Source organism: Pseudomonas sp. MDT1-17 (genome assembly GCF_054898105.1).
In genome coordinates this window covers 4374046-4400435 of record NZ_JBUBVM010000001.1, presented here as the reverse complement: position 1 = coordinate 4400435, position 26390 = coordinate 4374046, and the positions used below count along the sequence as shown (strand labels likewise).

24 protein-coding genes are annotated in these 26390 nt (G+C 58.8%); 9 read left to right on the top strand and 15 right to left on the bottom strand.

Translation table 11 applies throughout. The annotated features are described in order from the left end of the window. Window positions 1-83: 83 nt before the first annotated feature. The 8 genes from ACYZTX_RS20445 to ACYZTX_RS20410 form a co-directional block, all read right to left on the bottom strand. Window positions 84-509, bottom strand: coding sequence for a GNAT family N-acetyltransferase (locus tag ACYZTX_RS20445; protein WP_462035610.1), 426 nt, complete (start codon window positions 507-509; stop codon window positions 84-86). Continuing rightward, window positions 502-1671, bottom strand: coding sequence for a ribosomal protein uL16 3-hydroxylase (locus ACYZTX_RS20440; protein WP_462035609.1), 1170 nt, complete (start codon window positions 1669-1671; stop codon window positions 502-504). The genes ACYZTX_RS20445 and ACYZTX_RS20440 overlap by 8 nt, the downstream gene beginning before the upstream one ends. Window positions 1672-1757: 86 nt before the next feature. Continuing rightward, window positions 1758-3128: an adenylosuccinate lyase gene (purB, locus tag ACYZTX_RS20435; protein WP_462035608.1), complete on the bottom strand. Its 1371-nt coding sequence runs from the start codon at window positions 3126-3128 to the stop codon at window positions 1758-1760. A gap of 125 nt (window positions 3129-3253) precedes the next feature. Next, window positions 3254-3877: a high frequency lysogenization protein HflD gene (gene hflD, locus ACYZTX_RS20430; protein WP_282377699.1), complete on the bottom strand. Its 624-nt coding sequence runs from the start codon at window positions 3875-3877 to the stop codon at window positions 3254-3256. Further along, a complete protein-coding gene (mnmA, locus tag ACYZTX_RS20425) occupies window positions 3874-5019 on the bottom strand; it encodes a tRNA 2-thiouridine(34) synthase MnmA (protein WP_462035607.1) in 1146 nt (381 codons plus the stop codon). The genes hflD and mnmA overlap by 4 nt, the downstream gene beginning before the upstream one ends. Window positions 5020-5078: 59 nt before the next feature. Further along, window positions 5079-5525: an NUDIX hydrolase gene (locus ACYZTX_RS20420; RefSeq protein WP_462035606.1), complete on the bottom strand. Its 447-nt coding sequence runs from the start codon at window positions 5523-5525 to the stop codon at window positions 5079-5081. Window positions 5526-5600: 75 nt separating this feature from the next. Continuing rightward, window positions 5601-7826, bottom strand: coding sequence for an NADP-dependent isocitrate dehydrogenase (locus ACYZTX_RS20415; protein WP_462035605.1), 2226 nt, complete (start codon window positions 7824-7826; stop codon window positions 5601-5603). Window positions 7827-8095: 269 nt separating this feature from the next. After that, window positions 8096-8323 carry a hypothetical protein gene (locus ACYZTX_RS20410; RefSeq protein WP_462035604.1) on the bottom strand — a complete coding sequence of 76 codons (228 nt, stop codon included), beginning with the start codon at window positions 8321-8323 and terminating at the stop codon, window positions 8096-8098. Here ACYZTX_RS20410 and icd point away from each other — a divergent pair. Beyond that, window positions 8322-9578, top strand: a complete 1257-nt coding sequence (gene icd, locus ACYZTX_RS20405) for an NADP-dependent isocitrate dehydrogenase (protein WP_131062372.1) — start codon at window positions 8322-8324, stop codon at window positions 9576-9578. The genes ACYZTX_RS20410 and icd overlap by 2 nt on opposite strands. A gap of 80 nt (window positions 9579-9658) precedes the next feature. Here icd and cspD read toward each other — a convergent pair whose 3' ends face one another. After that, window positions 9659-9925 (bottom strand): cold shock domain-containing protein CspD, encoded by a 267-nt coding sequence (gene cspD / locus ACYZTX_RS20400; protein WP_462035603.1) that lies wholly within the window; start codon window positions 9923-9925, stop codon window positions 9659-9661. Window positions 9926-10150: 225 nt separating this feature from the next. Between cspD and clpS the strand changes: the two genes are divergently transcribed. Together clpS and clpA are read left to right on the top strand one after the other, a co-directional pair. Further along, window positions 10151-10534: an ATP-dependent Clp protease adapter ClpS gene (clpS, locus tag ACYZTX_RS20395; RefSeq protein ID WP_034146919.1), complete on the top strand. Its 384-nt coding sequence runs from the start codon at window positions 10151-10153 to the stop codon at window positions 10532-10534. 30 nt (window positions 10535-10564) lie between these two features. Further along, a complete protein-coding gene (gene clpA / locus ACYZTX_RS20390) occupies window positions 10565-12835 on the top strand; it encodes an ATP-dependent Clp protease ATP-binding subunit ClpA (RefSeq protein WP_129436903.1) in 2271 nt (756 codons plus the stop codon). A gap of 123 nt (window positions 12836-12958) precedes the next feature. Here clpA and ACYZTX_RS20385 read toward each other — a convergent pair whose 3' ends face one another. From ACYZTX_RS20385 to trxB, 5 genes are all read right to left on the bottom strand, one after another. Next, window positions 12959-14260 carry an IS4 family transposase gene (locus ACYZTX_RS20385; RefSeq protein WP_462036995.1) on the bottom strand — a complete coding sequence of 434 codons (1302 nt, stop codon included), beginning with the start codon at window positions 14258-14260 and terminating at the stop codon, window positions 12959-12961. A 237-nt stretch (window positions 14261-14497) separates the two neighbouring features. Next, window positions 14498-14716: a translation initiation factor IF-1 gene (gene infA / locus ACYZTX_RS20380; protein ID WP_002553999.1), complete on the bottom strand. Its 219-nt coding sequence runs from the start codon at window positions 14714-14716 to the stop codon at window positions 14498-14500. Between the two features lie 99 nt (window positions 14717-14815). Continuing rightward, entirely contained in the window at window positions 14816-15535 is a 720-nt protein-coding gene (locus ACYZTX_RS20375) for an arginyltransferase (protein WP_462035602.1), read from the bottom strand. A 55-nt stretch (window positions 15536-15590) separates the two neighbouring features. Continuing rightward, the gene (gene aat / locus ACYZTX_RS20370; protein ID WP_462035601.1) at window positions 15591-16271 is read right to left on the bottom strand and encodes a leucyl/phenylalanyl-tRNA--protein transferase; all 681 of its coding nucleotides are present in this window, start codon (window positions 16269-16271) and stop codon (window positions 15591-15593) included. A gap of 64 nt (window positions 16272-16335) precedes the next feature. After that, window positions 16336-17295: a thioredoxin-disulfide reductase gene (gene trxB / locus ACYZTX_RS20365; RefSeq protein ID WP_462035600.1), complete on the bottom strand. Its 960-nt coding sequence runs from the start codon at window positions 17293-17295 to the stop codon at window positions 16336-16338. A 306-nt stretch (window positions 17296-17601) separates the two neighbouring features. Here trxB and ACYZTX_RS20360 point away from each other — a divergent pair, with 306 nt between their 5' ends. The 6 genes from ACYZTX_RS20360 to cysG all read left to right on the top strand — a co-directional run bounded on the left by ACYZTX_RS20360 (window position 17602) and on the right by cysG (window position 25235). Then, window positions 17602-20004 (top strand): DNA translocase FtsK, encoded by a 2403-nt coding sequence (locus ACYZTX_RS20360; RefSeq protein ID WP_462035599.1) that lies wholly within the window; start codon window positions 17602-17604, stop codon window positions 20002-20004. An 80-nt stretch (window positions 20005-20084) separates the two neighbouring features. Next, on the top strand, window positions 20085-20708 hold the full coding sequence (gene lolA / locus ACYZTX_RS20355) for an outer membrane lipoprotein chaperone LolA (protein ID WP_462035598.1): 624 nt from the start codon (window positions 20085-20087) through the stop codon (window positions 20706-20708). A gap of 139 nt (window positions 20709-20847) precedes the next feature. Further along, complete coding sequence (locus ACYZTX_RS20350) at window positions 20848-22170, top strand: replication-associated recombination protein A (protein WP_462035597.1); 1323 nt, start codon at window positions 20848-20850, stop codon at window positions 22168-22170. Beyond that, window positions 22170-22544 (top strand): fluoride efflux transporter CrcB, encoded by a 375-nt coding sequence (gene crcB, locus ACYZTX_RS20345; RefSeq protein ID WP_462035596.1) that lies wholly within the window; start codon window positions 22170-22172, stop codon window positions 22542-22544. Before ACYZTX_RS20350 ends, crcB begins: the two co-directional genes overlap by 1 nt. A 15-nt stretch (window positions 22545-22559) precedes the next feature. After that, on the top strand, window positions 22560-23840 hold the full coding sequence (serS, locus tag ACYZTX_RS20340) for a serine--tRNA ligase (RefSeq protein WP_462035595.1): 1281 nt from the start codon (window positions 22560-22562) through the stop codon (window positions 23838-23840). Beyond that, window positions 23841-25235 (top strand): siroheme synthase CysG, encoded by a 1395-nt coding sequence (cysG, locus tag ACYZTX_RS20335; RefSeq protein WP_462035594.1) that lies wholly within the window; start codon window positions 23841-23843, stop codon window positions 25233-25235. A gap of 105 nt (window positions 25236-25340) precedes the next feature. On the opposite strand, the gene ACYZTX_RS20330 is transcribed toward cysG, so the two are convergent. Then, window positions 25341-26342, bottom strand: a complete 1002-nt coding sequence (locus ACYZTX_RS20330) for a glutathione S-transferase family protein (protein ID WP_462035593.1) — start codon at window positions 26340-26342, stop codon at window positions 25341-25343. Between the last annotated feature and the right edge of the window lie 48 nt (window positions 26343-26390).

Genomic DNA, 26390 nt, shown 5'->3' with positions numbered 1-26390 from the left:
CCTTTTCGCGAGCAGGCTCGCTCCCACAGGTTAAGCGTAATCCTTGTGGGAGCGAGCCTGCTCGCGAAGGGTGCGACTCGGACTCAAGCCGAATGACGCACCATGTCCACATGCGGTATCCCTGCTTCCAGGAACTCTTCACTGACCAGGCTGAAGCCCAGGCGCTCATAGAACGCCGTGGCTTGTACCTGTGCGCTCAGCATCTGCTGCTTCAGCCCGCGCTTTTCGGCTTCACTGATCACCGCTTGCATCAGCGCATCGCCGACTTTCAAGCCGCGCCAGTCTTTCAGCACCGACACTCGGCCGACGTGACCATCGGGCAGCAGGCGAGCGGTGCCAATGGGGAAGTCGCCTTCGAAGGCCAGGAAATGCACCGCCGTTGCGTCATCGGCATCCCATTCCAGCTCGGGTGGAACGCATTGCTCGGCAATGAACACCGTCTCACGAATGCGCCGGATCTCGGCGATATCCTTCTGCCAGTCTGCGACACGTACGTGAATTTTATTCATCAGCAAACCCCAGGCTTCCTTGCTTGATCAGTTCACACAGCAGGCCGCGACCGTCTTCGTCGCTTAGCCAGTCGCCGAGGTTGTCGGTGTGCAGCGCGTCCGCGGCGCAAATCAACTTCAGCAGCTCGCGCAGTTTGCCCGGCAGGTAACGGCTCTGGCCGCTGGCGAACAGCAGCAGGTCGTCATCGACTTCGGACCAGGCCATGCGCGCGCTCGGGTTGCGAATCAGTACCGCGCCTTGTTCCAGGCTGGCGAGAAATTCTTCTTCTTCGACTTCTTCCGGGCCGACCACCAGTTCCGGGTAGCGCGGCTCGGTCATGTACTGGCCGAACCAGGTCAGCAGCAGGCGCTCGTCGCTCATGTGCTCGGCCAGCAATGCTTTCAGGCGATCAAGGGCGTCGTGCTGAATCTGGTGTGGATCGACCGCCGGCAGGGCGTCGGCATCGGTGTAACGCTCTTCATCTGTCAGGAACTGGCTGAGGAAGTCGGTGAAGTGAGTCAGCACTTCAGAGGCGCTTGGGGCCCGGAAGCCGACCGAGTAGGTCATGCAGTCATCCACCGCAACGCCGCAATGGGCCAGGCGTGGCGGCAGGTAGAGCATGTCGCCCGGTTCCAGAACCCACTCATCGGTGGCTTCGAAGTCGGCGAGGATGCGCAGGTCCGCGTGTGGCAGCAACTTGCTCTCGGAATCGCACATCTGGCCGATCTTCCAGTTGCGCTTGCCGTGACCTTGCAGCAGGAACACATCGTAGTTATCGAAGTGCGGACCGACGCTGCCACCCGGGGCGGCGAAGCTGATCATCACGTCGTCGACGCGCCAGCTCGGCAGGAAGCGGAAGTTTTCCAGCAACTCGCCGACTTCTGGCACGAACTGGTCGACCGCTTGCACCAGCAGGGTCCACTCGGTTTCCGGCAGCTTGCTGAATTCGTCTTCGGCGAACGGGCCGCGACGCATTTCCCAAGGGCACTCACCGTGCTCGATCACCAGGCGCGATTCAACTTCTTCTTCCAGCGCCAGTCCGGCCAGTTCGTCGGGATCGATCGGGCTTTCGAAATCAGGGATCGCCTGGCGGATCAGCAACGGTTTTTTCTGCCAGTAGTCACGCAGGAACTCGCGCGCCGTGATGCCACCCAGAAGTTGAAGAGGAATATCAGGATTCATGTGTAACCTATTGAAAAAAAGTACTTTTCAGACGGGAATAAAAACGCCCGGCGCTGCCGGGCGTTTCAAACGGGTAGAGCGGTCGATCAGATACGTTTGGCTTGCGCTACAGCATTGCCGATGTAGTTCGCCGGGGTCAGCAGTTTCAGCTCGGCCTTGGCGGCAGCTGGCATGTCCAGACCGTCAATGAAAGTTTGCAGTGCTTCAGGGCTGATGCCCTTGCCACGGGTCAATTCTTTCAGTTTTTCGTACGGGTTTTCGATGTTGTAGCGACGCATCACGGTCTGGATCGGCTCGGCCAATACTTCCCAGCACGCATCCAGGTCAGCAGCGATTTTCTGAGCGTTGAGCTCCAGTTTGCTGATGCCTTTGAGACTTGCTTCGTACGCGATCACGCTGTGGGCGAAGCCGACACCGAGGTTGCGCAGTACGGTGGAGTCGGTCAGGTCACGCTGCCAGCGGGAAATCGGCAGCTTGCTCGCCAGGTGCTGGAACAGCGCGTTGGCGATGCCCAGGTTGCCTTCGGAGTTTTCGAAGTCGATCGGGTTGACCTTGTGCGGCATGGTCGACGAACCGATTTCGCCAGCAATGGTGCGCTGTTTGAAATAACCCAGGGAAATATAGCCCCAGATATCGCGGTCGAAGTCGATCAGGATGGTGTTGAAGCGCGCGATCGCGTCGAACAGCTCGGCGATGTAGTCGTGCGGTTCGATCTGCGTGGTGTACGGGTTGAAGCCCAGGCCCAGCTCGTCTTCGATGAAGGCGCGGGCGTTTTCTTCCCAGTCGATCTCAGGGTAAGCCGAGAGGTGTGCGTTGTAGTTGCCGACAGCACCGTTGATCTTGCCCAGCAGCGGAACGGCAGCGACCTGGGCGATTTGACGCTCCAGACGGTAAACCACGTTCGCCAGCTCTTTGCCCAGGGTGGTCGGCGAAGCCGGTTGGCCGTGGGTGCGCGACAGCATTGGCACGTCAGCGAAACGGATCGCCAGTTCGCGGATGGCTTCGGCGGTCTGGCGCATCAGTGGCAGCATCACGTCATCACGGCCTTCGCGCAGCATCAGGGCGTGGGACAGGTTGTTGATGTCCTCGCTGGTGCAGGCAAAGTGGATGAACTCGCTGACCTTGGCCAGTTCCGGCAGCTTGGCTGCTTGCTCTTTGAGCAGGTACTCAATGGCTTTTACGTCGTGGTTGGTGGTGCGCTCGATCTCTTTGACACGCTCGGCGTGCTCCAGAGCGAAGTTTTCCGCCAGGGTATTCAGCACCGCGTTGGCTTCGGCGGAGAACGCCGGCACTTCGCTGATGGCAGGATGAGCGGCCAGGCGCTGGAGCCAGCGCACTTCAACCAGAACGCGAGCACGGATCAGGCCGTATTCGCTGAAAATTGGGCGCAGGGCCTGGGTTTTGCCGGCGTAGCGGCCGTCAACAGGGGAAACCGCAGTGAGCGAAGAAAGCTGCATGGGGTGTTCTCGGACAGTCGGGCAACGAAATGGGGCGCGTATCATACATGAAAAAATCCGCCGGTCCGTTGCCAACTGACCAGCGTCTTACGCGTACAAATTACAAAAGGTCTTGCGGGCGCGGTTCAGCTGCTGCGCATCAGCGGGTAAAGCTCTTTCAGCAACTTGCGACGGCTGATCACCAACTGCCAGCGATGACCACCCAACTGCCGCCACAGGCGCGCCGAACGAATCCCGGCCAGCAACAGGGCGCGAATCTTCGAAGCGTTGCTCGGTTGCTGCAGGTTGCGCATGTCGCCGTGGACCTGAATCCGTTGGCGCAAGGTGCTCAAGGTGTCCTGATACAGCGCACCGCAGGCGGCGATCACGTTTTCGTGAGCCGGGCCGAAGTGCTCGACCTGGGACTGAATCTGCGGCAAGCGCTTGCCGATCTCGTCCAGCATATCGTTGCGCTTGGCCAGTTGACGCTCCAGACCGAGCATCGCCAGGGCGTAACGCAGCGGTTCGCGCTGAAGGGTGCTCGGGTCGCGCTCCAGGGCGCCAATCAATGCGCGGTAACCTTCACGCAGATTGAGGTCGTCGCCGCCGTAGACTTCCAGCGTGTCCTTGGGGTCACGAATCAGCAAGCTACCGAGCATGCAGGTCAGGCCGGCTTCGGTGGTCTGGCCGGTCTTGGCGATCTTGTCGACCAGCACGGCGGCGAGGAATACGCCGCCCAGTGCCGTCAGTTGCTCCTGAGTCGGGCTCATTGCTGCTCGCCTTGAGGAGTGCCCTTGCTCGTCCACGGTTCGGCAATTTCGATCACGCCACCGCCGAGGCAGATCTCACCGTCATAGAACACCACGGACTGGCCTGGGGTGACCGCGCGTTGCGGGTCATCGAAGGTTGCGCGGTAGCCGGTGGCGGTCTTTTCCAGCGTGCAGGGTTGATCGCTCTGGCGATAACGGACTTTGGCCGTCAGCTGGCGCGGCACACTCAAATCGATCGGGTTGACCCAATAGATGTCCGAGGCGAGCAGGGCGCGGGAGAACAGATACGGATGATCATTGCCCTGGCCAACGATCAGTTCGTTGTTCTCCAGGTCTTTGATCAGTACGTACCACGGCTCGTCACCCGCATCTTTCAAGCCGCCGATGCCCAGGCCCTGGCGCTGGCCGATGGTGTGATACATCAAGCCGTGGTGACGGCCGATGACTTCACCTTCGGTGGTCTTGATCTCGCCTGGCTGGGCTGGCAGGTATTGCTTGAGGAAGTCGCTGAAGCGGCGCTCGCCGATAAAGCAGATCCCGGTGGAATCCTTTTTCTTCGCGGTGGCCAGGTGGTGTTTCTCGGCAATCGCGCGCACTTCGGGCTTTTCCAGTTCGCCGACCGGGAACAGGGTCTTGGCGATCTGTTCACCGCCGACGGCGTGCAGGAAGTAGCTCTGGTCCTTGTTCGGGTCCAGGCCCTTGAGCAGTTCGGTGCGACCCTCGATATCACGGCGGCGCACGTAATGACCGGTGGCGATCAGGTCGGCACCGAGCATCATGGCGTAGTCGAGGAACGCCTTGAACTTGATTTCGCGGTTGCAGAGGATGTCCGGGTTCGGCGTGCGACCGGCCTTGTATTCGGCCAGGAAGTGCTCGAACACGTTGTCCCAGTACTCGGCGGCGAAGTTGGCGGTGTGCAGCTTGATGCCAATCTTGTCGCACACAGCCTGAGCGTCCGCCAGGTCATCCATGGCGGTGCAGTATTGCGTTCCATCGTCTTCTTCCCAGTTCTTCATGAACAGGCCTTCCACCTCATAACCCTGCTCGATCAGCAGGAGAGCGGAAACGGAAGAGTCCACGCCGCCGGACATGCCGACAATGACGCGCTTCTTTTGTGTGTCAGAAGGGGCTGGATCACGCATAGGGATTCAATGAGTGTCTTGAAAAAGGACGCGATTCTAACAGGCCCAAGCCCGCAAGGCTAAAGAGAAGGGCGGATCAGTTCGAGACCGAAGTGCTGACCGACCAGATAATCATCGATACAGCGGATGATCAACTCACTGCGCCAGTTTGCGCGCTGTGCCAGCAGTTCGTCACGCGTCAGCCACTTTGCGCCGACGATGCCGTCGTCCAGTTGATAATCGGGGTGATGTTTAAGGGGTTTTGCGGTGAAGCAGACCCGCTGATACGTCACGCCGTTACTCGGGGCGGTGTAGAGGTAAATACCCACCACGCCCGTCGGCTCGACGTCCCAGCCGGTTTCTTCGAGGGTTTCGCGCACGGCGGCTTCGATCAGGGTTTCGTCCGGGTCGAGGTGGCCGGCGGGCTGGTTGAGCACCGTTCGTCCACCCTTGGATTCTTCGACCATCAGGAAGCGGCCGTTGTCTTCGACGATGGTGGCGACGGTGATGTGGGGTAGCCAATCCATAATTAAAACCTCCTGTTGAGGGGCAGAAACAGAAACCCCGGCACAGGGCCGGGGCTTCTTTGCATCCTTACAACCTTAAACCAGCGCAGCGATCGCGGTGTTGAAAGTGTTGCTTGGGCGCATGGCCTTGCTGATCAGCTCGGCACTGGCGTGGTAGTAACCGCCGATGTCCACTGGCTTGCCCTGAACGGCGTTGAGCTCGGCAACGATGGTTGCTTCGTTCTCGGCCAGGGTCTTGGCCAGCTGACCGAACTGCGCTTGCAGTGCAGCGTCTTCGGTCTGGGCAGCCAGGGCCTGAGCCCAGTACAGCGCCAGGTAGAAGTGGCTGCCGCGGTTGTCGATGTTGCCGACTTTACGCGATGGCGACTTGTTGTTGTCCAGGAACTGGCCGGTGGCCTGATCCAGGGTCTTGGCCAAAACCAGCGCCTTAGGGTTGTTGTACGTCACACCCAGGTGCTCAAGGGACGCGGCCAGGGCCAGGAACTCGCCCAGGGAATCCCAGCGCAGGAAGTTCTCTTCCAGCAGCTGCTGAACGTGCTTCGGTGCCGAACCGCCAGCGCCGGTTTCGAACAGGCCGCCGCCGTTCATCAGTGGAACGATCGACAGCATCTTGGCGCTGGTGCCCAGTTCCATGATCGGGAACAGGTCAGTCAGGTAGTCGCGCAGTACGTTGCCGGTCACCGAAATGGTGTCCTTGCCTTCGCGGGTACGGCCCAGAGTGAAGGCCATCGCGTCGACGGGCGACATGATGCGGATGTCCAGGCCTGCGGTGTCGTGATCCTTCAGGTAAGCCTGAACTTTCTCGATCACTACACCGTCGTGGGCGCGCATTGGGTCCAGCCAGAAAATCGCTGGCGTTGCGCTTGCGCGAGCACGGTTGACGGCCAGTTTGACCCAGTCCTGGATCGGTGCGTCTTTGGTCTGGCACATGCGGAAGATGTCGCCGGCTTCAACCGGTTGCTCCAGCAGCAGGCCGCCTTTGCTGTCGGTAACGCGGACAACGCCGTTGGCCTTGATCTGGAAAGTCTTGTCGTGCGAGCCGTACTCTTCGGCTTTCTTCGCCATCAGGCCAACGTTTGGCACGCTGCCCATGGTGGTTGGGTCGAAGGCGCCGTGCAGCTTGCAGTCTTCGATCACCGCCTGGTAGATGGTGGCGTAGCAGCGATCCGGGATCACAGCCTTGGTGTCGTGCAGTTGACCGTCAGTGCCCCACATTTTGCCGGAGTCACGGATCATCGCTGGCATCGAGGCGTCGACGATAACGTCGCTCGGCACGTGCAGGTTGGTGATGCCTTTGTCGGAGTTGACCATGGCCAACGACGGACGAGCGGCGTAGACCGCCTGGATGTCCGCTTCAATCGCAGCTTGCTGCTCAACTGGCAGGGCTTTGATGCGAGCGTACAGGTCGCCGATGCCGTTGTTCAGGTTAAAGCCGATTTGTGCCAGCACGTCAGCGTGCTTGGCCAGTGCATCTTTATAGAACTCGGCAACGATCTGGCCGAACATGATCGGGTCGGAGACCTTCATCATGGTGGCTTTGAGGTGAACCGACAGCAGCACGCCTTTTTGCTTGGCGTCTTCGATCTCGGCAGCGATGAAGCTGCGCAGAGCGTTTTTGCTCATGACTGCGCAATCGAGGATCTCACCGGCTTGCACGGTGGTTTTTTCTTTCAGGACGGTGGTGGTGCCGTCTTGAGCGATCAGTTCGATTTTGACGGCGTCAGCGGCGTCGATCAGGGCAGCTTTTTCGCTGCCGTAGAAATCGCCGGTGCTCATGTGCGCGACGTGGGACTTGGAGTCCGCAGCCCAGGCGCCCATTTTGTGCGGGTGCTTGCGCGCGTAGTTCTTGACCGACAGCGGTGCACGACGATCGGAGTTGCCTTCGCGCAGAACCGGGTTCACGGCGCTGCCCTTGATCTTGTCGTAACGCGATTTGGCGAGCTTGTCGGCGTCGCTGGTCACGGTTTCGGGGTAGTCAGGCAGTGCGAAGCCCTGGGCTTGCAGTTCCTTGATTGCGGCTTGCAGTTGCGGAACCGAGGCGCTGATGTTCGGCAACTTGATGATGTTGGCTTCAGGCGTAACGGCCAGGTCGCCCAGTTCGGCGAGGTGGTCGGCTACGGCTTTGTCACCCAATTGCTCGGGGAAGCTGGCCAGAATACGTCCTGCAAGAGAGATATCGCGAGTTTCCACGGCGATATCAGCGGAGGCGGTGAAGGCCTCTACGATAGGCAGCAGTGAATAGGTGGCGAGGGCGGGAGCTTCGTCGGTGAAGGTATAGATGATCTTCGAGCGGGTGGGCATATTCGGATTAACTCTCTCTTCTTTGCTAAGCGTGCGCAGAAAAACTCGAGGGGCGCCGGGTAAGCGCGTTCGTTCAAAGTCATCCATGAGCCGAATGTCGAGATTTGTGCGCGGTGATGTTGGGTGCATCAGTCGAGCGTCAAGCGGGTGGACTGCGGTAACAGTCCTGCTTTTTCGGGCCTGGAGTCTCGTAGTAGAGAGGTCGGCCGTCGTGACTCTGTGGTCAGCGGCCGGCATTATACATAGGTAGCTGGCAATCTGCCGATGGTTCATAAGCGACGAATATCGTCCATTGGTCTAAAGGTCGCAGGGGCGAGCGGGGCGTAGAGTCTTGCACCGTGCTTGAGTTTGGCGCTTTTCCCTTTGCTTTCAGGCTTGTAGGCCGCGAACTGTGCAGCTTTGCGGCAGATGAGAGGAACATAGGGTTTGCGTGCCGATTTAACTGGGGTACGCTCGAACGAAGCCAGATGTTCAATCCAAACAATGGAGTTCAGCATGGGATACAAGAAGATTCAGGTTCCAGCAGTCGGCGACAAAATCACCGTCAACGCGGACCATTCTCTCAATGTTCCTAACAACCCGATCATCCCCTTCATCGAAGGCGATGGTATTGGCGTTGATATCAGCCCGGTCATGATCAAGGTTGTCGATGCTGCTGTTAAGAAGGCTTACGGCGGCGAACGCAAAATTTCCTGGATGGAAGTCTATGCCGGGGAGAAAGCGACTCAGGTTTATGATCAGGATACCTGGCTACCTCAGGAAACCCTGGACGCGGTCAAAGATTACGTTGTTTCCATCAAGGGCCCACTGACCACGCCGGTCGGCGGCGGCATTCGTTCCCTGAACGTGGCCCTGCGTCAGCAACTCGACCTGTATGTCTGCCTGCGCCCTGTGCGCTGGTTCGAAGGTGTGCCTAGCCCGGTCAAGAAACCAGGCGACGTCGACATGACGATCTTCCGCGAAAACTCGGAAGACATTTATGCCGGTATCGAGTGGAAAGCCGGTTCGGCGGAAGCGACCAAGGTCATCAAGTTCCTTAAAGATGAAATGGGCGTCACCAAGATCCGTTTCGACGAAAACTGCGGTATCGGCATCAAGCCGGTTTCCCTGCAAGGCACCAAGCGTCTGGCGCGCAAGGCGTTGCAGTATGTGGTCGACAATGACCGCGACTCGCTGACCATCGTGCACAAAGGCAACATCATGAAGTTCACCGAAGGTGCCTTCAAGGAATGGGCCTACGAAGTGGCGGCTGAAGAATTCGGCGCGACCCTGCTCGATGGCGGTCCGTGGATGCAGTTCAAAAACCCGAAAACCGGCAAGAACGTCATCGTCAAAGATGCCATCGCAGACGCCATGCTCCAGCAGATCCTGCTGCGCCCGGCCGAATACGATGTGATCGCGACCCTGAACCTGAACGGCGACTACCTCTCCGACGCCCTGGCGGCGGAAGTGGGTGGTATCGGTATCGCACCGGGTGCCAACCTGTCTGACACCATTGCCATGTTCGAAGCGACCCACGGTACTGCACCGAAGTACGCTGGCAAGGACCAGGTCAATCCGGGTTCCCTGATCCTGTCCGCAGAGATGATGCTGCGTCACATGGGCTGGACCGAAGCGGCTGATCTGATCATCAAAGGCACCAACGGCGCTATTTCGGCCAAGACCGTGACCTATGACTTCCACCGTTTGATGGAAGGCGCCAAACTGCTGTCTTCTTCGGCGTTTGGTGATGCGCTGATTTCGCATATGTAAGCGAATAGGTAATAAAAAACCGCCCGACTCAAGCGATTGAGTCGGGCGGTTTTTTTATGACTGAGAGGGTGGGTGCGAATTCAAACCGTGACGGTATGTTGTTCGGTGGGAGCGACCACACTCTGAGTGTCCTGAGGCTCGCCGATATTGATGGCGTGCAGGCCTTTGGGCCCCTGAATGATCTCAAAGACGACAGGCTGTCCGGCCTTCAGGGTTTTATATCCGTCCATCTGGATGGCCGAGTAGTGGGCGAACAGATCTTCGCTCTTGCCTACCTCATTGATGAAGCCGTAACCCTTGGCATTGTTGAACCATTTGACCTTGCCGCTGACCTTGACGCCTGACATACCCATATCCCTCTGCAACAGACTCCATCACTGGAGTATCATCCAGTACATCCGCAGTCAGTTCTTAGAAATAAGATTGACTCCGCGGACCTTTTTTACCCACTGTGGGCTCTATTGGTTGTAACACCGTTTTGCCGATAGTCAAGGTGACCAGGCAGTCGGAGTTGAAATCGACGATGGTCGCCCCCACCACTGTATTTGCACAACTGACGAACCTTTCTTTCCATGCATGCAATCAGCCAGATTCGACTAACATTCAATCAGGATCGCCCGACTCTCCAAAAAGATCATCCGGAGGAACACGACGACGATTCCGCAGGCATTGCTGTTCAGGAGGCCAAGCCTGCTTTACAGGCGCCGCCGATGTACAAGGTGGTTTTGTTTAATGATGACTACACACCGATGGATTTCGTCGTCGAAGTGCTCGAGGTGTTTTTTAACCTGAATCGCGAGCTGGCGACCAAGGTCATGCTGGCCGTCCACACAGAAGGACGGGCAGTATGTGGAGTGTTTACCCGCGACATCGCCGAGACTAAGGCCATGCAGGTCAACCAGTACGCCAGGGAAAGCCAGCATCCGCTACTCTGTGAAATCGAGAAGGACGGTTAATCGCCGACCACTTGGGTATGAGGTGAAGCTATGTTAAACCGCGAGCTCGAAGTCACCCTCAATCTTGCCTTCAAGGAGGCCCGATCGAAGCGTCATGAATTCATGACCGTCGAACACCTCCTGCTGGCCCTATTGGACAATGAGGCTGCCGCCACCGTATTGCGTGCCTGCGGCGCAAACCTCGACAAACTCAAGCACGATCTGCAGGAGTTCATCGACTCCACCACGCCATTGATCCCCGTACATGACGAGGATCGTGAGACCCAGCCAACCCTGGGCTTTCAGCGTGTTCTGCAACGTGCTGTCTTTCACGTACAGAGCTCGGGCAAACGCGAAGTGACTGGCGCCAACGTACTGGTCGCGATCTTCAGTGAGCAAGAGAGTCAGGCAGTGTTCCTGCTGAAACAGCAGAGCGTTGCGCGGATCGATGTCGTCAACTACATCGCACACGGCATTTCCAAAGTGCCGGGGCATGGCGATCACTCTGAAGGTGAGCAAGATATGCAGGACGACGAGGGCGGTGAGTCTTCTTCTTCAGGCAATCCTCTGGATGCTTATGCCAGCAACCTCAACGAACTCGCGCGCCAGGGTCGTATCGATCCGTTGGTAGGCCGTGAGCTGGAAGTCGAGCGTGTCGCACAGATCCTGGCGCGTCGTCGCAAAAACAATCCGCTGTTGGTGGGCGAGGCAGGCGTGGGTAAAACCGCGATTGCCGAAGGCCTGGCCAAACGCATTGTCGACAACCAGGTGCCGGACTTGCTGGCCAATAGCGTGGTGTATTCCCTCGATCTGGGCGCCTTGCTGGCCGGGACGAAATACCGCGGCGATTTCGAGAAGCGCTTCAAGGCGCTGCTCAATGAGCTGAAAAAACGTCCGCAGGCGATCCTGTTCATCGACGAAATCCACACCATTATCGGTGCGGGTGCCGCGTCGGGTGGCGTCATGGATGCCTCGAACCTGCTCAAGCCGCTGTTGTCGTCAGGTGATATCCGTTGCATCGGTTCGACTACATTCCAGGAGTTTCGCGGGATCTTCGAGAAGGACCGTGCCTTGGCACGACGCTTCCAGAAGGTCGATGTATCGGAGCCTTCGGTAGAAGACACCATCAGCATCCTGCGCGGCCTGAAAGGGCGTTTCGAAACGCACCACGGCATTGAATACAGCGATGAAGCCCTGCGTGCGGCGGCTGAGCTGGCCTCACGCTACATCAATGACCGGCACATGCCGGACAAGGCCATCGACGTCATCGACGAGGCGGGCGCCTACCAGCGCCTGCAACCGATCGAGAAGCGCGTGAAACGCATCGAAGTGCCTCAGGTCGAGGACATCGTTGCAAAAATCGCGCGGATTCCGCCTAAGCACGTCAACAGCTCTGACAGAGAGCTGCTGCGTAACCTTGAGCGGGACCTGAAACTGACAGTGTTTGGCCAGGATGCCGCGATCGACTCGCTGTCGACCGCGATCAAACTGTCCCGTGCCGGCCTCAAGTCGCCTGACAAACCCGTCGGTTCGTTCCTGTTCGCAGGGCCTACCGGTGTCGGTAAAACCGAAGCGGCGCGTCAGCTGGCCAAGGCGCTGGGTATCGAACTGGTTCGCTTCGACATGTCCGAGTACATGGAGCGCCACACCGTATCGCGTCTGATCGGTGCGCCTCCGGGCTATGTCGGGTTCGATCAGGGCGGTCTGCTGACCGAAGCCATCACCAAGCAACCTCACTGTGTGCTGTTGCTCGATGAGATCGAGAAGGCGCATCCGGAAGTCTTTAACCTGCTGCTGCAGGTCATGGACCACGGTACGCTCACCGATAACAACGGGCGCAAAGCGGATTTCCGCAACGTGATCGTCATCATGACGACCAACGCCGGTGCCGAAACGGCAGCTCGCGCTTCGATCGGTTTCACCCATCAGGACCACTCGTCCGATGCGATGGAAGTGATCAAGAAGAGCTTCACGCCGGAATTCCGCAACCGTCTGGACACCATTATTCAGTTTGGTCGCCTCAGTCATGAGGTTATCAAAAGCGTGGTGGACAAGTTCCTTACCGAGCTTCAGGCGCAGTTGGAAGACAAGCGCGTGCAGCTGGAAGTGACGGACGCGGCGCGCAGCTGGTTGGCGGCGGGTGGCTACGACACGGCAATGGGCGCTCGACCAATGGCGCGTTTGATCCAGGACAAGATCAAGCGTCCGCTTGCGGAAGAGATTCTCTTTGGCGAATTGGCCGATCATGGTGGGGTGGTTCACATCGATCTCAAGGATGGCGAGCTGACCTTTGACTTCGAGACCACGGCTGAAATGGCCTGACGGTTGTTGATCTGTTGTAAAGCGAAAGGCGCCTGTTGGCGCCTTTTTGCTGCTTGGGATCTGGGTGTATATCCGTTGCTGCGGTAACGGCTACTTAGGGTTTCGCCCTTACGGCCAGCCCTTTCAAGGTGTTTTCCCTTTATGGGCTTTGAGCACTCGATCGGTCGACACATGAGCATTCGCAGCCTTTCCCTCCAACCACTCCTTGGGCTTGGCGATTTTGGGGCCGCGTATGCTTTTGGCAACCTGTTTGGGCTTGATATTCCTTGCCAGCGCCAACAAGCGCTGTGCCAGCGTTTCTGAGGTCGATTGAAGTGACAGATAATCCGACGGTAACGCGATCTGCATGCCCTCATAACCACTGCGCACTTGCACTGCCAAATGGAAAATCGATGCCTCCCATCCCTCTGGTTGCGTCTGGCGATGAGCCTGTTCAACGCTGCGCTTAAGTACTGACAAAACGTTGTAAGCCAACACGGCCGCGGCAAATCCCAGCAGAGCCGCCTTGGGGTTGCCCAGGCTTTCGATTTCACTGTCCAGCACCGATTCCAGGCGCTGGAACATCCCTTCGATACTCCAGCGACGACGATACAAATCGGCGATTTGCTCAGCGGTGATGGTGTCGGGCAAGTTGCTCCAGAACAACAGCATGGTGTCGCCTGATTCGGTAGCTTTTTGCAGGTTCAGTTCAACACGCCGCCACTGACGTCCGCCTTTCACTTCGATGGTTTGCTCGCGCACGCTTCCCGCCTCGACCGCGACAGGTTCTTGCCAGTCGCTTTCCTGAAGCAGGCGCGGATGCTTACTCGGCTCACGAATAATGAAAGAAGCGCCAGCGTCTTCGCAGGCCTCCATGACCGGGAGCGTGCAATAGAGCCGATCAGCCATCCACAACTGGCCCCTACTGGCGTTTTCCAGCAACGGCAGCACGCCGACGCGCTCACTGGCATAAGCATCTTCACAGGGCTGAAGATCGACGACCTGGTCGAGATCAGGGTCGTAAACCACGACCGAAAAACCAGGCCGGGCGGCGCCTCGTTCACGGCGCAAAGCGCTCAGACGTTTTTCGCTGGAAGGCAGGTGATTGCCGTCAACGACCCGCAGTTGCCAGCCAGGCAAAATGGCCGAACAGCCCAACTCTTCAATCGTCGGTGCCAAACGTTGTGCACTGCCGGCTACCAAGGCGCGCAGCAGCGCAGGCTCTGTGCGGCTGACCTTGTCATAGAGCGCCGCCAAGCTGACAGGAAGATCCATCTGCCGTGCGGCGGCATGTAGCGACGGCCGCAAACCCAGTGAAACAAGGGACATAAGCTCAACGATGGTCGAAAATAAAAGCTCACGCGGGTACTGTCGTTGACGATGCTCTTCGAACACCTGATCGACCCACTCAGCTGTAACAGCCTGCTCCAACACCAATTTGGCCATGACACTGGCCGGTGCTTTTTTCTCGAACCGCGCTAAAACCTCTTCCCACATCGTCTCGTCGCCCTGACTGGAGTTTTGGGAGATTCTAAACGAAGACCTTGAAAGGGCTGGCTGTAAGAGCGAAACCGCCAGAAGCCCTAACCGCAGCAACGGATATACACCAAAAACTAAAGAGCCCCCACCAAACCGCAGACACAAAAACGCCCGGCATAAACCGGGCGTTTTGTATTGACTTGATTAGCGAGCGCGGTAAGTGATGCGCCCTTTGCTCAAGTCATAGGGCGTCAGCTCGACGCGCACTTTGTCACCGGTAAGAATACGAATGTAGTTCTTGCGCATCTTGCCGGAAATATGCGCGGTTACGACGTGCCCATTTTCCAACTCCACACGAAACATGGTGTTGGGCAGGGTGTCGACGACAGTGCCTTCCATTTCGAAGCTGTCTTCTTTCGACATGCAGTAAAGCCCTCGGTGTCCAATGAATGGCCCGGTGCAACTGCGCCAGGCAAAAGCGGCGTGCATTGTGCCCGAAAAATGGGGTTTAAGCCAAGGGGTTTACGGCTTGCTCTGGTTCAGGATGACCCAGCGCTGATTAATCAGCAGTTCGATAGGACGATATTGAGTCTTGTAACTCATCTTTTTGCAGTTTTTGATCCAGTAGCCCAGATAGACAGCTTCCAGCCCCAGACGCTGAGCCTCGGTGATTTGCCAGAGAATCGCATAACGCCCCAGGCTGCGCCGTTCTTCAGCGGGCTCGTAGAAGGTATAGACCGCCGACAGACCGTTCGGCAGCAAGTCGGTGACGGCCACTGCCACCAGGCGTCCTTCGAGGCGAAATTCGTAGAACCGGGAAAACGGCAGGTCGCGTACCAGGAACGTCGCAAACTGATCGCGACTTGGCGGGTACATATCGCCATCGGCGTGTCGCTGTTCGATATAGCGTTGATAAAGGTCGAAATACTCTTCGCTGAACCCTGGCCTGGCGGGACGTATCTGCAAGTCGGCATTGCGCTTGAAGATGCGTTTCTGCTGACGGTTGGGCTCAAATTGCGCGACAGGGATGCGCGCCGGCACGCACGCATTGCAATTCTGGCAATGGGGCCGGTAGAGATGATCGCCGCTGCGACGGAAACCCATTTCAGACAGGTCTGCGTAGACATGCACATCCATGGGCTGACTAGGGTCGAGAAACAGGGTCGTGGCCTGTTCCTCGGGCAGATAACTGCAAGAGTGGGGCTGAGTGGCATAAAACTTCAAGCGCGCCAACTCGGTCATGATCAACCCTCGGGATAGCTTTTGATTAAGTGTAAGCCACGCGCGCAAAAGTCGCTCAGCAAACCCAGGTTGCGCGGCTGGGCTGATCCAGGTGCTGCGCAAGGTAGTCAGCAAACTCGGTACGTGGAATCGCTCGAGCGCCGAGGCTGTGCAGATGATCGGTAGGCATCTGGCAGTCGATCAGCACAAAGCCTGAGTCTTTAAGATGTCGGACCAGTGTGGCAAAGCCATATTTCGAGGCGTTGTCGGCGCGGCTGAACATGGACTCGCCAAAAAAAAGCTGACCCATCGCCAGGCCATAGAGTCCGCCGACCAGTTCATCCTGGTCCCAGACTTCCACCGAATGGGCGTACCCGCGCTTGTGCAGCTCGAGGTAGGCGTTCTGCATCGCTTCTGTGATCCAGGTCCCGTCGGCGTAATCCCGTGGCGCGGCGCAGGCGCGGATGACCGCGGAAAAATCCTGATCAAAGGTCACTTGATAGCGTTGCTGGCGCAACAGTTTGTTCAGACTGCGCGAGACATGCAGTTCGTCGGGAAACAGTACGGTGCGTGGATCCGGCGACCACCAGAGAATCGGCTGGCCTTCCGAGAACCATGGAAAACAGCCGTGGCGATAGGCCTGAATCAGACGATCGGCAGACAGATCGCCGCCCGCGGCCAACAGCCCGTTGGGATCGCGCATGGCTTTTTCCAGGGGCGGGAAGGTCAGGGTATTGCGTTGTAACCAAGTCAGCATGGCATCCGGGCTTGCAGAAGGGGAGGGCAGTGGCGGGCTGATGGGCCCGCCGTAAAGTGTGCCGTCAAATGGTGGGAATGTCGTCGAGATACTTCTCGGCGTCCAGCGCGGCCATGCAGCCGGCCCCGGCGGAGGTCACGGCCTGGCGATAAACATGGTCGGCAACGTCGCCGGCGGCAAACACGCCTTTGATTTCGGTGCTGGTAGCATCGCCTTCGCTGCCGCCCTTGACCAGCAGGTAGCCGTCACGCATTTTCAACTGGCCTTCGAACAGGTCGGTGTTGGGCTTGTGGCCGATGGCGATGAACACGCCGGCCAGCGGCAACTCTCTGGTTTCGCCAGTGTGGCTGTCCCGCAGGCGGGCGCCGGTCACGCCGCTGGCATCGCCCAGCACTTCATCCAGATTCTGATTCCAGTGCAGGCGGATATTGCCGTTGGCGGCTTTTTCGAAGAGCTTGTCCTGGAGGATCTTCTCCGAGCGTAACTTGTCGCGCCGGTGAATCAGGTGAACTTCCTTGGCGATGTTCGACAGGTACAGCGCTTCTTCAACCGCCGTGTTGCCGCCGCCAACGACCGCGACCACCTGATTGCGGTAGAAGAAACCGTCGCACGTCGCGCAGGCCGAAACCCCTCTGCCAGCGAACGACTCTTCCGAGGGCAGCCCCAGGTATTGCGCCGAAGCGCCGGTGGCGATGATCAGTGCATCACAGGTGTAAGTGCCGCCGTCGCCGATGAGTTCGAACGGGCGCTGTTGCAACTTGGCGGTGTGGATGTGGTCGTAAACGATCTCTGTATGAAAGCGCTCGGCGTGTTTTTGCATGCGTTCCATCAGCACCGGGCCCGTGAGGCCTTCGACATCGCCGGGCCAATTGTCGACTTCGACGGTGGTGGTGAGCTGGCCACCTGCCTGTATGCCGGTAATGACAACGGGTTTGAGGTTGGCGCGGGCGGCATAAACGGCTGCGCTGTAACCGGCAGGGCCGGAACCCAGAATGATCAGGCGGGAATGCTTCGCTTCGCTCATAAAAACACCTCATAAGCCTTTGTCACAAAAGAGAATGCATGCTCAAATTGAACCGCGAGTAATGGGTTGTTGGCTATGCTTCACCTTGGGTTTCAAGCATGGCATCGGACGAACAAACCCGTACAATGCCTGCCTGTTACAGTGCTTGTAATAAAATAAGTGCTGCGTGCCGTGTTTATAAAAACCGCAGCGTAGTGTTAAAAGTAGTCCCAGTTACGCCTGTTAACTTTTTTACCTGCCTGGATTGGGCAGTTTTTATAGTCATTCAACAGATGGACGCGCCATGGGCGCAGGAAAAGAAGCGTTTTGAAGAAATCCACCGCAGCACCAAAAACAGTCGTTCCGCTCTGGCGCCAGCAATTGCACTACCGGCTCAAGGAAGGTGCATTGATCGCCATCGGCGGCTTGTGCCTGTTCCTGATGATGGCCTTGTTGACCTACGGCAAAGACGATCCGGGCTGGAGCCATAACAGCAAGATCGACGATGTGCAGAACTTCGGCGGACCGGTCGGCTCCTACAGCGCCGATATCCTGTTCATGGTGTTGGGTTACTTCGCCTACATCTTCCCGCTGTTGCTGGCGATCAAGGCTTTTCAAATCTTCCGCCAACGCCACGAGCAGTGGGAGTGGAGCGGTTGGCTGTTCTCCTGGCGCCTGATCGGCCTGGTGTTCCTGGTGTTGTCGGGCGCCGCCTTGGCCCATATCCATTTCCACGCCGCGACCGGTCTGCCGGCCGGCGCTGGCGGCGCTTTAGGCGAAAGCCTTGGCGATCTGGCCAGGAACGCCCTGAATATTCAGGGCAGTACGCTGTTGCTCATCGCGTTGTTCCTGTTTGGCCTGACGGTGTTCACCGACCTGTCGTGGTTCAAGGTGATGGACCTCACCGGCAAGATCACCCTCGACCTGTTCGAATTGTTCCAGGGTGCGGCCAATCGCTGGTGGGCCGCTCGTACCGAACGCAAGCAACTGGTCGCTCAATTGCGTGAAGTCGACGACCGCGTCCATGACGTGGTGGCGCCGACCGTCACCGACAAGCGCGAGCAGGCCAAGGTCAAGGAGCGCCTGATCGAGCGTGAGCAAGCCCTGAGCAAGCACATGTCCGACCGCGAGAAGCAGGTGCCGCCGGTGATTGCGCCAGCGCCGCCCCAGCCAGCGGCTCCCAGCAAGCGCGTGGAAAAAGAGAAACAGGCGCCGCTGTTCGTCGACAGCGCCGTCGAAGGCACCTTGCCGCCGATCTCGATTCTCGACCCTGCAGAAAAGAAACAACTCAATTATTCGCCTGAATCCCTGGCTGCGGTCGGCCACTTGCTGGAAATCAAGCTCAAGGAATTCGGCGTCGAAGTCTCGGTGGATTCGATTCACCCAGGCCCGGTCATTACCCGTTACGAAATCCAGCCAGCGGCAGGCGTCAAGGTCAGTCGTATCTCCAATCTGGCGAAAGACCTGGCGCGTTCCCTGGCCGTGACCAGCGTACGTGTGGTCGAAGTGATTCCGGGCAAAACCACCGTTGGTATCGAAATTCCTAACGAGGATCGCCAGATCGTGCGCTTCTCCGAAGTGCTGTCGACCCCTGAGTACGATAACTTCAAGTCGCCGGTCACGTTGGCCCTGGGCCACGACATTGGCGGCAAGCCGGTCATCACCGATCTGGCGAAAATGCCCCATTTGCTGGTAGCCGGTACGACGGGCTCCGGTAAATCGGTCGGTGTCAACGCGATGATCCTGTCGATCCTGTTCAAGTCCGGCCCGGAAGACGCCAAGCTGATCATGATCGACCCGAAAATGCTTGAGCTGTCGATCTACGAAGGCATTCCGCACCTGCTGTGCCCGGTCGTGACCGACATGAAGGACGCGGCCAACGCCCTGCGCTGGAGCGTGGCGGAGATGGAGCGTCGCTACAAACTGATGGCGAAGATGGGCGTGCGTAACCTGTCGGGCTTCAATGCCAAGGTCAAGGAAGCCCAGGACGCCGGCACGCCATTGACCGATCCGCTGTACAAGCGCGAAAGCATTCACGACGAAGCGCCGCTGCTGACCAAGCTGCCGACCATCGTCGTGGTGGTGGACGAATTCGCCGACATGATGATGATCGTCGGCAAGAAGGTTGAAGAACTGATCGCCCGTATCGCCCAGAAGGCCCGTGCCGCCGGTATCCACTTGATCCTTGCGACCCAGCGTCCGTCGGTTGATGTGATCACCGGTCTGATCAAGGCCAACATTCCGACCCGTATGGCGTTCCAGGTATCGAGCAAGATCGATTCGCGAACCATCATCGACCAGGGCGGTGCCGAACAACTGTTGGGCCACGGTGACATGCTCTACATGCCGCCCGGCACCAGTCTGCCGATCCGTGTCCACGGTGCTTTTGTCTCCGATGACGAGGTTCACCGGGTGGTCGAAGCCTGGAAACTGCGTGGGGCGCCGGAGTACAACGACGAGATCCTTGCGGGTGTCGAAGAGCCCGGTAGCGGCTTTGAAGGAAGCAGCGGCGGCGATGACGACAGTGAATCCGATGCGCTCTACGACGAAGCGGTGCAGTTCGTACTGGAAAGCCGTCGTGCGTCCATCTCTGCGGTTCAGCGCAAGTTGAAAATCGGCTACAACCGCGCCGCGCGCATGATCGAAGCCATGGAAATGGCCGGGGTCGTGACGTCCATGAACACCAACGGTTCGCGTGAAGTCCTGGCCCCTGGCCCGGTACGCGACTGATTTGATTTGCTGACCTGAATTGAAAAGCGGCGGCGCAGTGATGCGCGACCGCACCCCCCACGAATGTTATGAGGACTCCCATGCGTCTTATCCGCATGCTGTTGCTGCCGGTACTGGCTTTGACCACGCTTTCGGCCCACGCCGATGACAAGGACGTCGCGCGTCTGACCCAATTGCTGGAAAAATCCCAGACCCTGACCGCGCGTTTCTCGCAGCTGACCCTCGACGGCAGTGGCACTCGGTTGCAGGAAACGGCCGGTCAAATGTCCCTGCAGCGTCCTGGCCTGTTCTACTGGCACACCGACGCACCGCAAGAGCAGCTGATGGTCTCTGACGGCAAGAAGGTTTCCCTGTGGGACCCGGACCTGGAGCAGGTCACTATCAAGAACCTCGACCAGCGCCTGACCCAGACCCCGGCGCTATTGCTGTCTGGTGACGTGTCCAAGATCAGCCAGAGCTTCGACATCAGCGCCAAGGAAGCCGGTGGCGTGATCGACTTCACGCTGAAGCCGAAAACCAAGGACACCCTGTTCGACAGCCTGCGTCTGTCGTTCCGCAATGGCCTGGTCAATGACATGCAAATGATCGACAGCGTCGGTCAGCGCACCAACATCCTGTTCACTGGAGTCAAGGCCAACGAGCCGATCCCTGCGTCCAAGTTCAAGTTCGACATCCCTAAAGGCGCGGACGTCATTCAAGAGTAAAACGCGGAAACTGTGGGAGCGGGCTTGCTCGCGAATGCGGTGTTTCAGTCGCCGTATATGTCATCTGGCACACCGCTTTCGCGAGCAAGCCCGCTCCCACATTTCCAGCGGTGTTCACAGTGAGGTTTCATAAGTAGTGATGGACCTGTTTCGCAGTGCCCCGATTGCTCAGCCCTTGGCCGCCCGTTTGCGGGCAGCCAATCTGGACGAGTACGTCGGTCAGGAACACCTGCTCGCTCGCGGCAAGCCTTTGCGCGAAGCCCTGGAGCAAGGTGCCCTGCACTCGATGATTTTCTGGGGCCCGCCGGGAGTGGGCAAGACCACCCTGGCGCGGCTACTGGCGGAAGTCTCGGATGCGCATTTCGAAACGGTTTCGGCGGTACTGGCCGGCGTGAAGGAAATCCGTCAGGCGGTGGAAATCGCCAAGCAGCAGGCCGGGCAGTACGGCAAGCGGACCATCCTGTTCGTCGATGAAGTGCACCGCTTCAACAAGTCCCAGCAGGACGCGTTCCTGCCGTACGTTGAAGACGGCACGCTGATTTTCATCGGTGCAACCACTGAAAACCCCTCGTTCGAACTCAATAACGCGTTGCTCTCCCGGGCTCGCGTCTACGTGCTCAAAAGCCTCGACGAAGCGGCCCTGCGCAAGCTGGTGCATCGCGCACTCAACGAAGAGCGTGGCTTGGGCAAGCGGCAGCTGACTCTCAGCGATGAAGGCTTTCAGATGCTGCTGTCGGCCGCCGATGGCGATGGCCGGCGTCTGCTGAACCTGCTGGAAAACGCGTCGGACCTGGCCGAAGACAACAGCGAGATCGGCGTCGACCTGCTGCAAAGCCTGCTCGGTGATACCCGTCGGCGTTTCGACAAGGGTGGCGAAGCGTTTTACGACCAGATTTCCGCGCTGCATAAATCGGTGCGCGGCTCCAATCCCGACGGCGCGCTGTACTGGTTCGCCCGAATGATCGACGGCGGTTGCGATCCACTGTACCTGGCCCGGCGTGTGGTGCGCATGGCCAGCGAAGACATCGGTAACGCCGATCCCCGCGCGCTGAGCCTGTGCCTGGCGGCGTGGGAAGTGCAGGAGCGCCTCGGCAGCCCTGAAGGCGAACTGGCGGTGGCTCAGGCCATCACCTATCTGGCCTGCGCGCCGAAAAGCAATGCGGTGTACATGGGGTTCAAAGCCGCCATGCGCAGCGCCACCGAACACGGTTCGCTGGAAGTGCCGTTGCACCTGCGCAACGCGCCGACCAAATTGATGAAGCAACTGGGTTATGGCGACGAATACCGTTACGCGCACGATGAGCCGGACGCTTACGCCGCTGGCGAAGACTATTTCCCGGAGGAGCTCGAACCACAACCGTTCTATCAGCCGGTGCCTCGCGGCCTGGAGCTGAAGATTGGCGAGAAACTCAATCACCTCGCGCAACTTGACCGTCTCAGCCCCCGGCAGCGGAGAAAATAGTGATCCCTTTGATCGTTGCCGTATCTGCGGGCGGTATTGCCGGAACGCTTTTGCGCTTTGCCACCGGCAACTGGATCAACGCTAATTGGCCGCGGCACTTCTATACCGCGACGCTGGCCGTTAATATCGTCGGCTGTTTGCTGATCGGCGTTCTATACGGTCTGTTTTTGATACGCCCGGAAGTGCCGATTGAGGTGCGCGCCGGGTTGATGGTCGGCTTCCTCGGGGGGCTGACGACTTTTTCATCCTTTTCACTGGATACGGTGCGCCTGCTGGAAAGCGGGCAGGTGCCGCTGGCCCTGGGCTATGCTGCCATCAGCGTATTCGGCGGCCTGCTCGCTACCTGGGCTGGCCTGTCCTTGACCAAACTTTGATAACGAGAGACCGACATGCTCGATTCCAAACTGTTACGTAGCAACCTTCAGGACGTAGCGGACCGCCTGGCATCCCGTGGCTATAAGCTGGATGTTGCGCGCATCGAAGCGCTGGAAGAACAGCGCAAGACCGTCCAGACCCGCACCGAAGCACTGCAGGCTGAACGTAATGCGCGCTCCAAATCTATCGGTCAGGCCAAGCAGCGCGGCGAAGACATCGCACCGTTGATGGCTGACGTCGAGCGCATGGCGAACGAATTGAGCGCCGGCAAAGTCGAGCTGGACGCGATCCAGTCCGAACTGGATTCGATCCTGCTTGGCATCCCGAACCTGCCGCACGAATCCGTACCCATCGGCGAAGACGAAGACGGCAACGTCGAAGTGCGCCGCTGGGGCACCCCGGCCGCGTTCGATTTCCCGGTTCAGGACCACGTGGCCCTGGGTGAGAAGTTCGGCTGGCTGGACTTCGAAACCGCTGCCAAGCTGTCCGGCGCGCGTTTCGCCCTGTTGCGTGGCCCGATCGCCCGTATGCACCGCGCCCTGGCGCAGTTCATGATCAACCTGCACACCAGCGAGCACGGTTACGAAGAAGCCTACACGCCTTATCTGGTTCAAGCGCCGGCCCTGCAGGGCACGGGTCAGCTGCCGAAATTCGAAGAAGACCTGTTCAAGATCAGCCGCGAAGGCGAAGCCGATCTGTACCTGATTCCGACCGCTGAAGTGTCGCTGACCAACATCGTCGCGGGCGAGATCGTCGATTCGAAACTGCTGCCGATCAAGTTCGTCGCCCATACGCCGTGCTTCCGCAGTGAAGCCGGTGCGTCGGGTCGCGATACGCGCGGCATGATCCGTCAGCACCAGTTCGACAAGGTCGAGATGGTCCAGATCGTTGAGCCGTCGACCTCGATGGAAGCGCTGGAAGGCCTGACCGCCAACGCCGAGAAAGTCCTGCAACTGCTCGAGCTGCCTTATCGCACGATTGCGCTGTGCACCGGCGACATGGGCTTCAGTGCGGTCAAGACCTACGACCTGGAAGTGTGGATTCCGAGCCAGGACAAATACCGCGAGATTTCGTCGTGCTCCAACTGCGGCGACTTCCAGGCCCGTCGTATGCAAGCGCGTTTCCGCAACCCGGAAACCGGCAAGCCTGAGCTGGTTCACACCTTGAACGGCTCCGGTCTGGCGGTCGGTCGTACGCTGGTGGCGGTGCTGGAAAACTACCAGCAGGCCGACGGTTCGATCCGTGTACCTGAAGTGCTGAAACCGTACATGGGTGGCCTTGAGGTCATCGGTTAAATGGACTATCTGCCGCTGTTTCATAACCTTCGCGGCAGTCGTGTGTTGGTCGTCGGCGGGGGGGAGATTGCCTTGCGCAAATCCCGTCTGCTGGCCGAAGCCGGTGCGCTGCTGCGGGTGGTCGCGCCTGAAATCGAACCGCAGCTGCGTGAGCTGGTTGCCGGCAGCGGTGGCGAGTGTTGGGCGCGTGGCTACGTCGAAGCGGACATGGACGGTTGCGGGCTGATCATTGCTGCCACCGACGACGAACCGCTGAACGCGCAAGTCTCCGCCGATGCCCATCGGCGTTGCGTTCCGGTCAACGTGGTGGATGCGCCGGCCTTGTGCAGCGTGATCTTCCCGGCAATCGTCGACCGTTCTCCTTTGATCATTGCAGTATCAAGCGGCGGCGATGCGCCGGTACTGGCGCGGTTGATCCGCGCCAAACTGGAAACCTGGATTCCTTCCACTTACGGTCAACTGGCCGGTCTGGCGGCGCGTTTCCGCAGTCAGGTCAAACGCCTGTGCCCGGATGTGCAGCAGCGTCGGGCGTTCTGGGAAGACGTGTTCCAGGGTCCGATTGCCGACCGGCAACTGGCCGGGCAGGGCGCCGAAGCCGAGCGCTTGATGCTGGCGAAAATTGCTGGAGAGGCACCGAGTGCAACGGGCGAAGTCTATTTGGTCGGTGCCGGCCCGGGTGATCCGGACCTGCTGACCTTCCGTGCCTTGCGTCTGATGCAGCAAGCCGATGTGGTGCTGTATGACCGCTTGGTGGCGCCCGCGATTCTGGATTTGTGCCGTCGCGATGCCGAACGGGTTTACGTCGGCAAGCGTCGCGCCGATCACGCCGTGCCCCAGGACCAGATCAACCAGCAATTGGTGGATTTGGCCAAGCAAGGCAAGCGGGTCGTGCGATTGAAGGGCGGTGATCCGTTCATCTTCGGACGCGGCGGTGAAGAGATCGAAGAGCTGGCAGCCCATGGCATCCCGTTCCAGGTCGTGCCGGGTATTACGGCCGCCAGCGGTTGCGCGGCGTATGCCGGGATTCCGCTGACGCACCGCGATTACGCGCAGTCGGTGCGTTTTGTCACCGGGCACCTCAAGGACGGCTCCACCGATTTGCCGTGGGCCGACCTCGTCGCGCCGGCGCAAACCCTGGTGTTCTACATGGGGCTGGTGGGCTTGCCGATCATCTGCGAGCAGTTGATCAAGCATGGTCGCGCAGCGAATACGCCGGCGGCGTTGATCCAGCAGGGCACCACCATTAATCAGCGGGTGTTTACCGGCACCTTGGCCGATTTGCCACGGCTGGTGGCGGAGCATGAAGTGCATGCGCCGACGCTGGTGATCGTTGGGGAAGTGGTGCAGTTGCGCGAGAAACTGGCGTGGTTTGAAGGGGCTCAGGCGCAAGTTTGATTTGAGACGTGTGTTGCCTGTTGGAAAAAGATCGCAGCCTTCGGCAGCTCCTACATGGGATCGCGTAATCCTGTAGGAGCTGCCGAAGGCTGCGATCTTTTGATTTTAATGCCTCTGCCAAACCCCTTTCCCGCTCAACCGTTCCCGATCATGCGGCGCTGTGAAGTCCAGCGCCGGCCCTTTAGGCACAACTCCCGTGGGGTTGATGGTCTTGTGGCTGCCGTAATAGTGATGCTTGATGTGCTCGAAATCCACCGTCTCGGCAATCCCTGGCCACTGATAAATCTCCCGCAGCCAGTTCGACAGATTCGGGTAATCGGCAATCCGTCGCAGGTTGCACTTGAAGTGACCGTAATACACCGCGTCAAAGCGAATCAGCGTGGTGAACAGCCGAATGTCCGCTTCCGTCAGGTACTCACCCACCAGGTAACGGTTCTCGCTTAACAGCAACTCCAGCCGATCCAGTTCCGCAAACAACCCGTCGAATGCTTCTTCATAAGCAGTCTGTGACGTGGCAAACCCGGCGCGATACACGCCGTTGTTCACCGCCGGATAAATCCGCTCGTTCAGCACGTCGATCTCGCCCCGCAGCGGTGCCGGGTAGAAATCCAGGTCATTTCCCGTCAAATCATCGAAGGCGCCATTGAACATGCGGATGATCTCCGCCGATTCATTGTTGACGATGCGATGCTGCTGTTTGTCCCAGAGCACTGGTACCGTGACGCGGCCGGTGTAATCGGCGGTATCGGCGGTGTAGCGCTGGTGCATGAAGTCGAAGTGATCGAGTTTGTCGCCGGTCGATCCGAGGTTCTGGTCGAAGGTCCAGCCGTTTTCCAGCATCAGCCAACTGACCACTGACACATCGATCAAGCTGTCGAGACCTTTGAGTTTGCGCAGGATCAGCGTGCGGTGAGCCCACGGACAGGCGAGGGACACATAAAGATGATAGCGTCCGGCTTCGGCTGCAAAGCCACCGACACCTGTCGGGCCGGGTTTGCCGTCGGTGGTCAGCCAGTTTCGACGTTGCGCTTGTTCACGCTGGAACGCGCCGTCCTTGCTGCTTTCGTACCACTGGTCATGCCAGCGACCTTCAACTAACAAACCCATGTTCAAGACTCCTCAACCAATAAGCGTTGGAGAGAAGTCTATTCACAT

Coding starts and splice junctions, on each gene's coding strand:
- ACYZTX_RS20445 (WP_462035610.1), bottom strand. CDS start 509: ATGAATAAAATTCACGTACGTGTCGCAGACTGGCAGAAGGATATCGCC.
- ACYZTX_RS20440 (WP_462035609.1), bottom strand. CDS start 1,671: ATGAATCCTGATATTCCTCTTCAACTTCTGGGTGGCATCACGGCGCGC.
- purB (WP_462035608.1), bottom strand. CDS start 3,128: ATGCAGCTTTCTTCGCTCACTGCGGTTTCCCCTGTTGACGGCCGCTAC.
- hflD (WP_282377699.1), bottom strand. CDS start 3,877: ATGAGCCCGACTCAGGAGCAACTGACGGCACTGGGCGGCGTATTCCTC.
- mnmA (WP_462035607.1), bottom strand. CDS start 5,019: ATGCGTGATCCAGCCCCTTCTGACACACAAAAGAAGCGCGTCATTGTC.
- ACYZTX_RS20420 (WP_462035606.1), bottom strand. CDS start 5,525: ATGGATTGGCTACCCCACATCACCGTCGCCACCATCGTCGAAGACAAC.
- ACYZTX_RS20415 (WP_462035605.1), bottom strand. CDS start 7,826: ATGCCCACCCGCTCGAAGATCATCTATACCTTCACCGACGAAGCTCCC.
- icd (WP_131062372.1), top strand. CDS start 8,322: ATGGGATACAAGAAGATTCAGGTTCCAGCAGTCGGCGACAAAATCACC.
- ACYZTX_RS20410 (WP_462035604.1), bottom strand. CDS start 8,323: ATGCTGAACTCCATTGTTTGGATTGAACATCTGGCTTCGTTCGAGCGT.
- cspD (WP_462035603.1), bottom strand. CDS start 9,925: ATGTCAGGCGTCAAGGTCAGCGGCAAGGTCAAATGGTTCAACAATGCC.
- clpS (WP_034146919.1), top strand. CDS start 10,151: ATGCATGCAATCAGCCAGATTCGACTAACATTCAATCAGGATCGCCCG.
- clpA (WP_129436903.1), top strand. CDS start 10,565: ATGTTAAACCGCGAGCTCGAAGTCACCCTCAATCTTGCCTTCAAGGAG.
- ACYZTX_RS20385 (WP_462036995.1), bottom strand. CDS start 14,260: ATGGCCAAATTGGTGTTGGAGCAGGCTGTTACAGCTGAGTGGGTCGAT.
- infA (WP_002553999.1), bottom strand. CDS start 14,716: ATGTCGAAAGAAGACAGCTTCGAAATGGAAGGCACTGTCGTCGACACC.
- ACYZTX_RS20375 (WP_462035602.1), bottom strand. CDS start 15,535: ATGACCGAGTTGGCGCGCTTGAAGTTTTATGCCACTCAGCCCCACTCT.
- aat (WP_462035601.1), bottom strand. CDS start 16,271: ATGCTGACTTGGTTACAACGCAATACCCTGACCTTCCCGCCCCTGGAA.
- trxB (WP_462035600.1), bottom strand. CDS start 17,295: ATGAGCGAAGCGAAGCATTCCCGCCTGATCATTCTGGGTTCCGGCCCT.
- lolA (WP_462035598.1), top strand. CDS start 20,085: ATGCGTCTTATCCGCATGCTGTTGCTGCCGGTACTGGCTTTGACCACG.
- ACYZTX_RS20350 (WP_462035597.1), top strand. CDS start 20,848: ATGGACCTGTTTCGCAGTGCCCCGATTGCTCAGCCCTTGGCCGCCCGT.
- serS (WP_462035595.1), top strand. CDS start 22,560: ATGCTCGATTCCAAACTGTTACGTAGCAACCTTCAGGACGTAGCGGAC.
- cysG (WP_462035594.1), top strand. CDS start 23,841: ATGGACTATCTGCCGCTGTTTCATAACCTTCGCGGCAGTCGTGTGTTG.
- ACYZTX_RS20330 (WP_462035593.1), bottom strand. CDS start 26,342: ATGGGTTTGTTAGTTGAAGGTCGCTGGCATGACCAGTGGTACGAAAGC.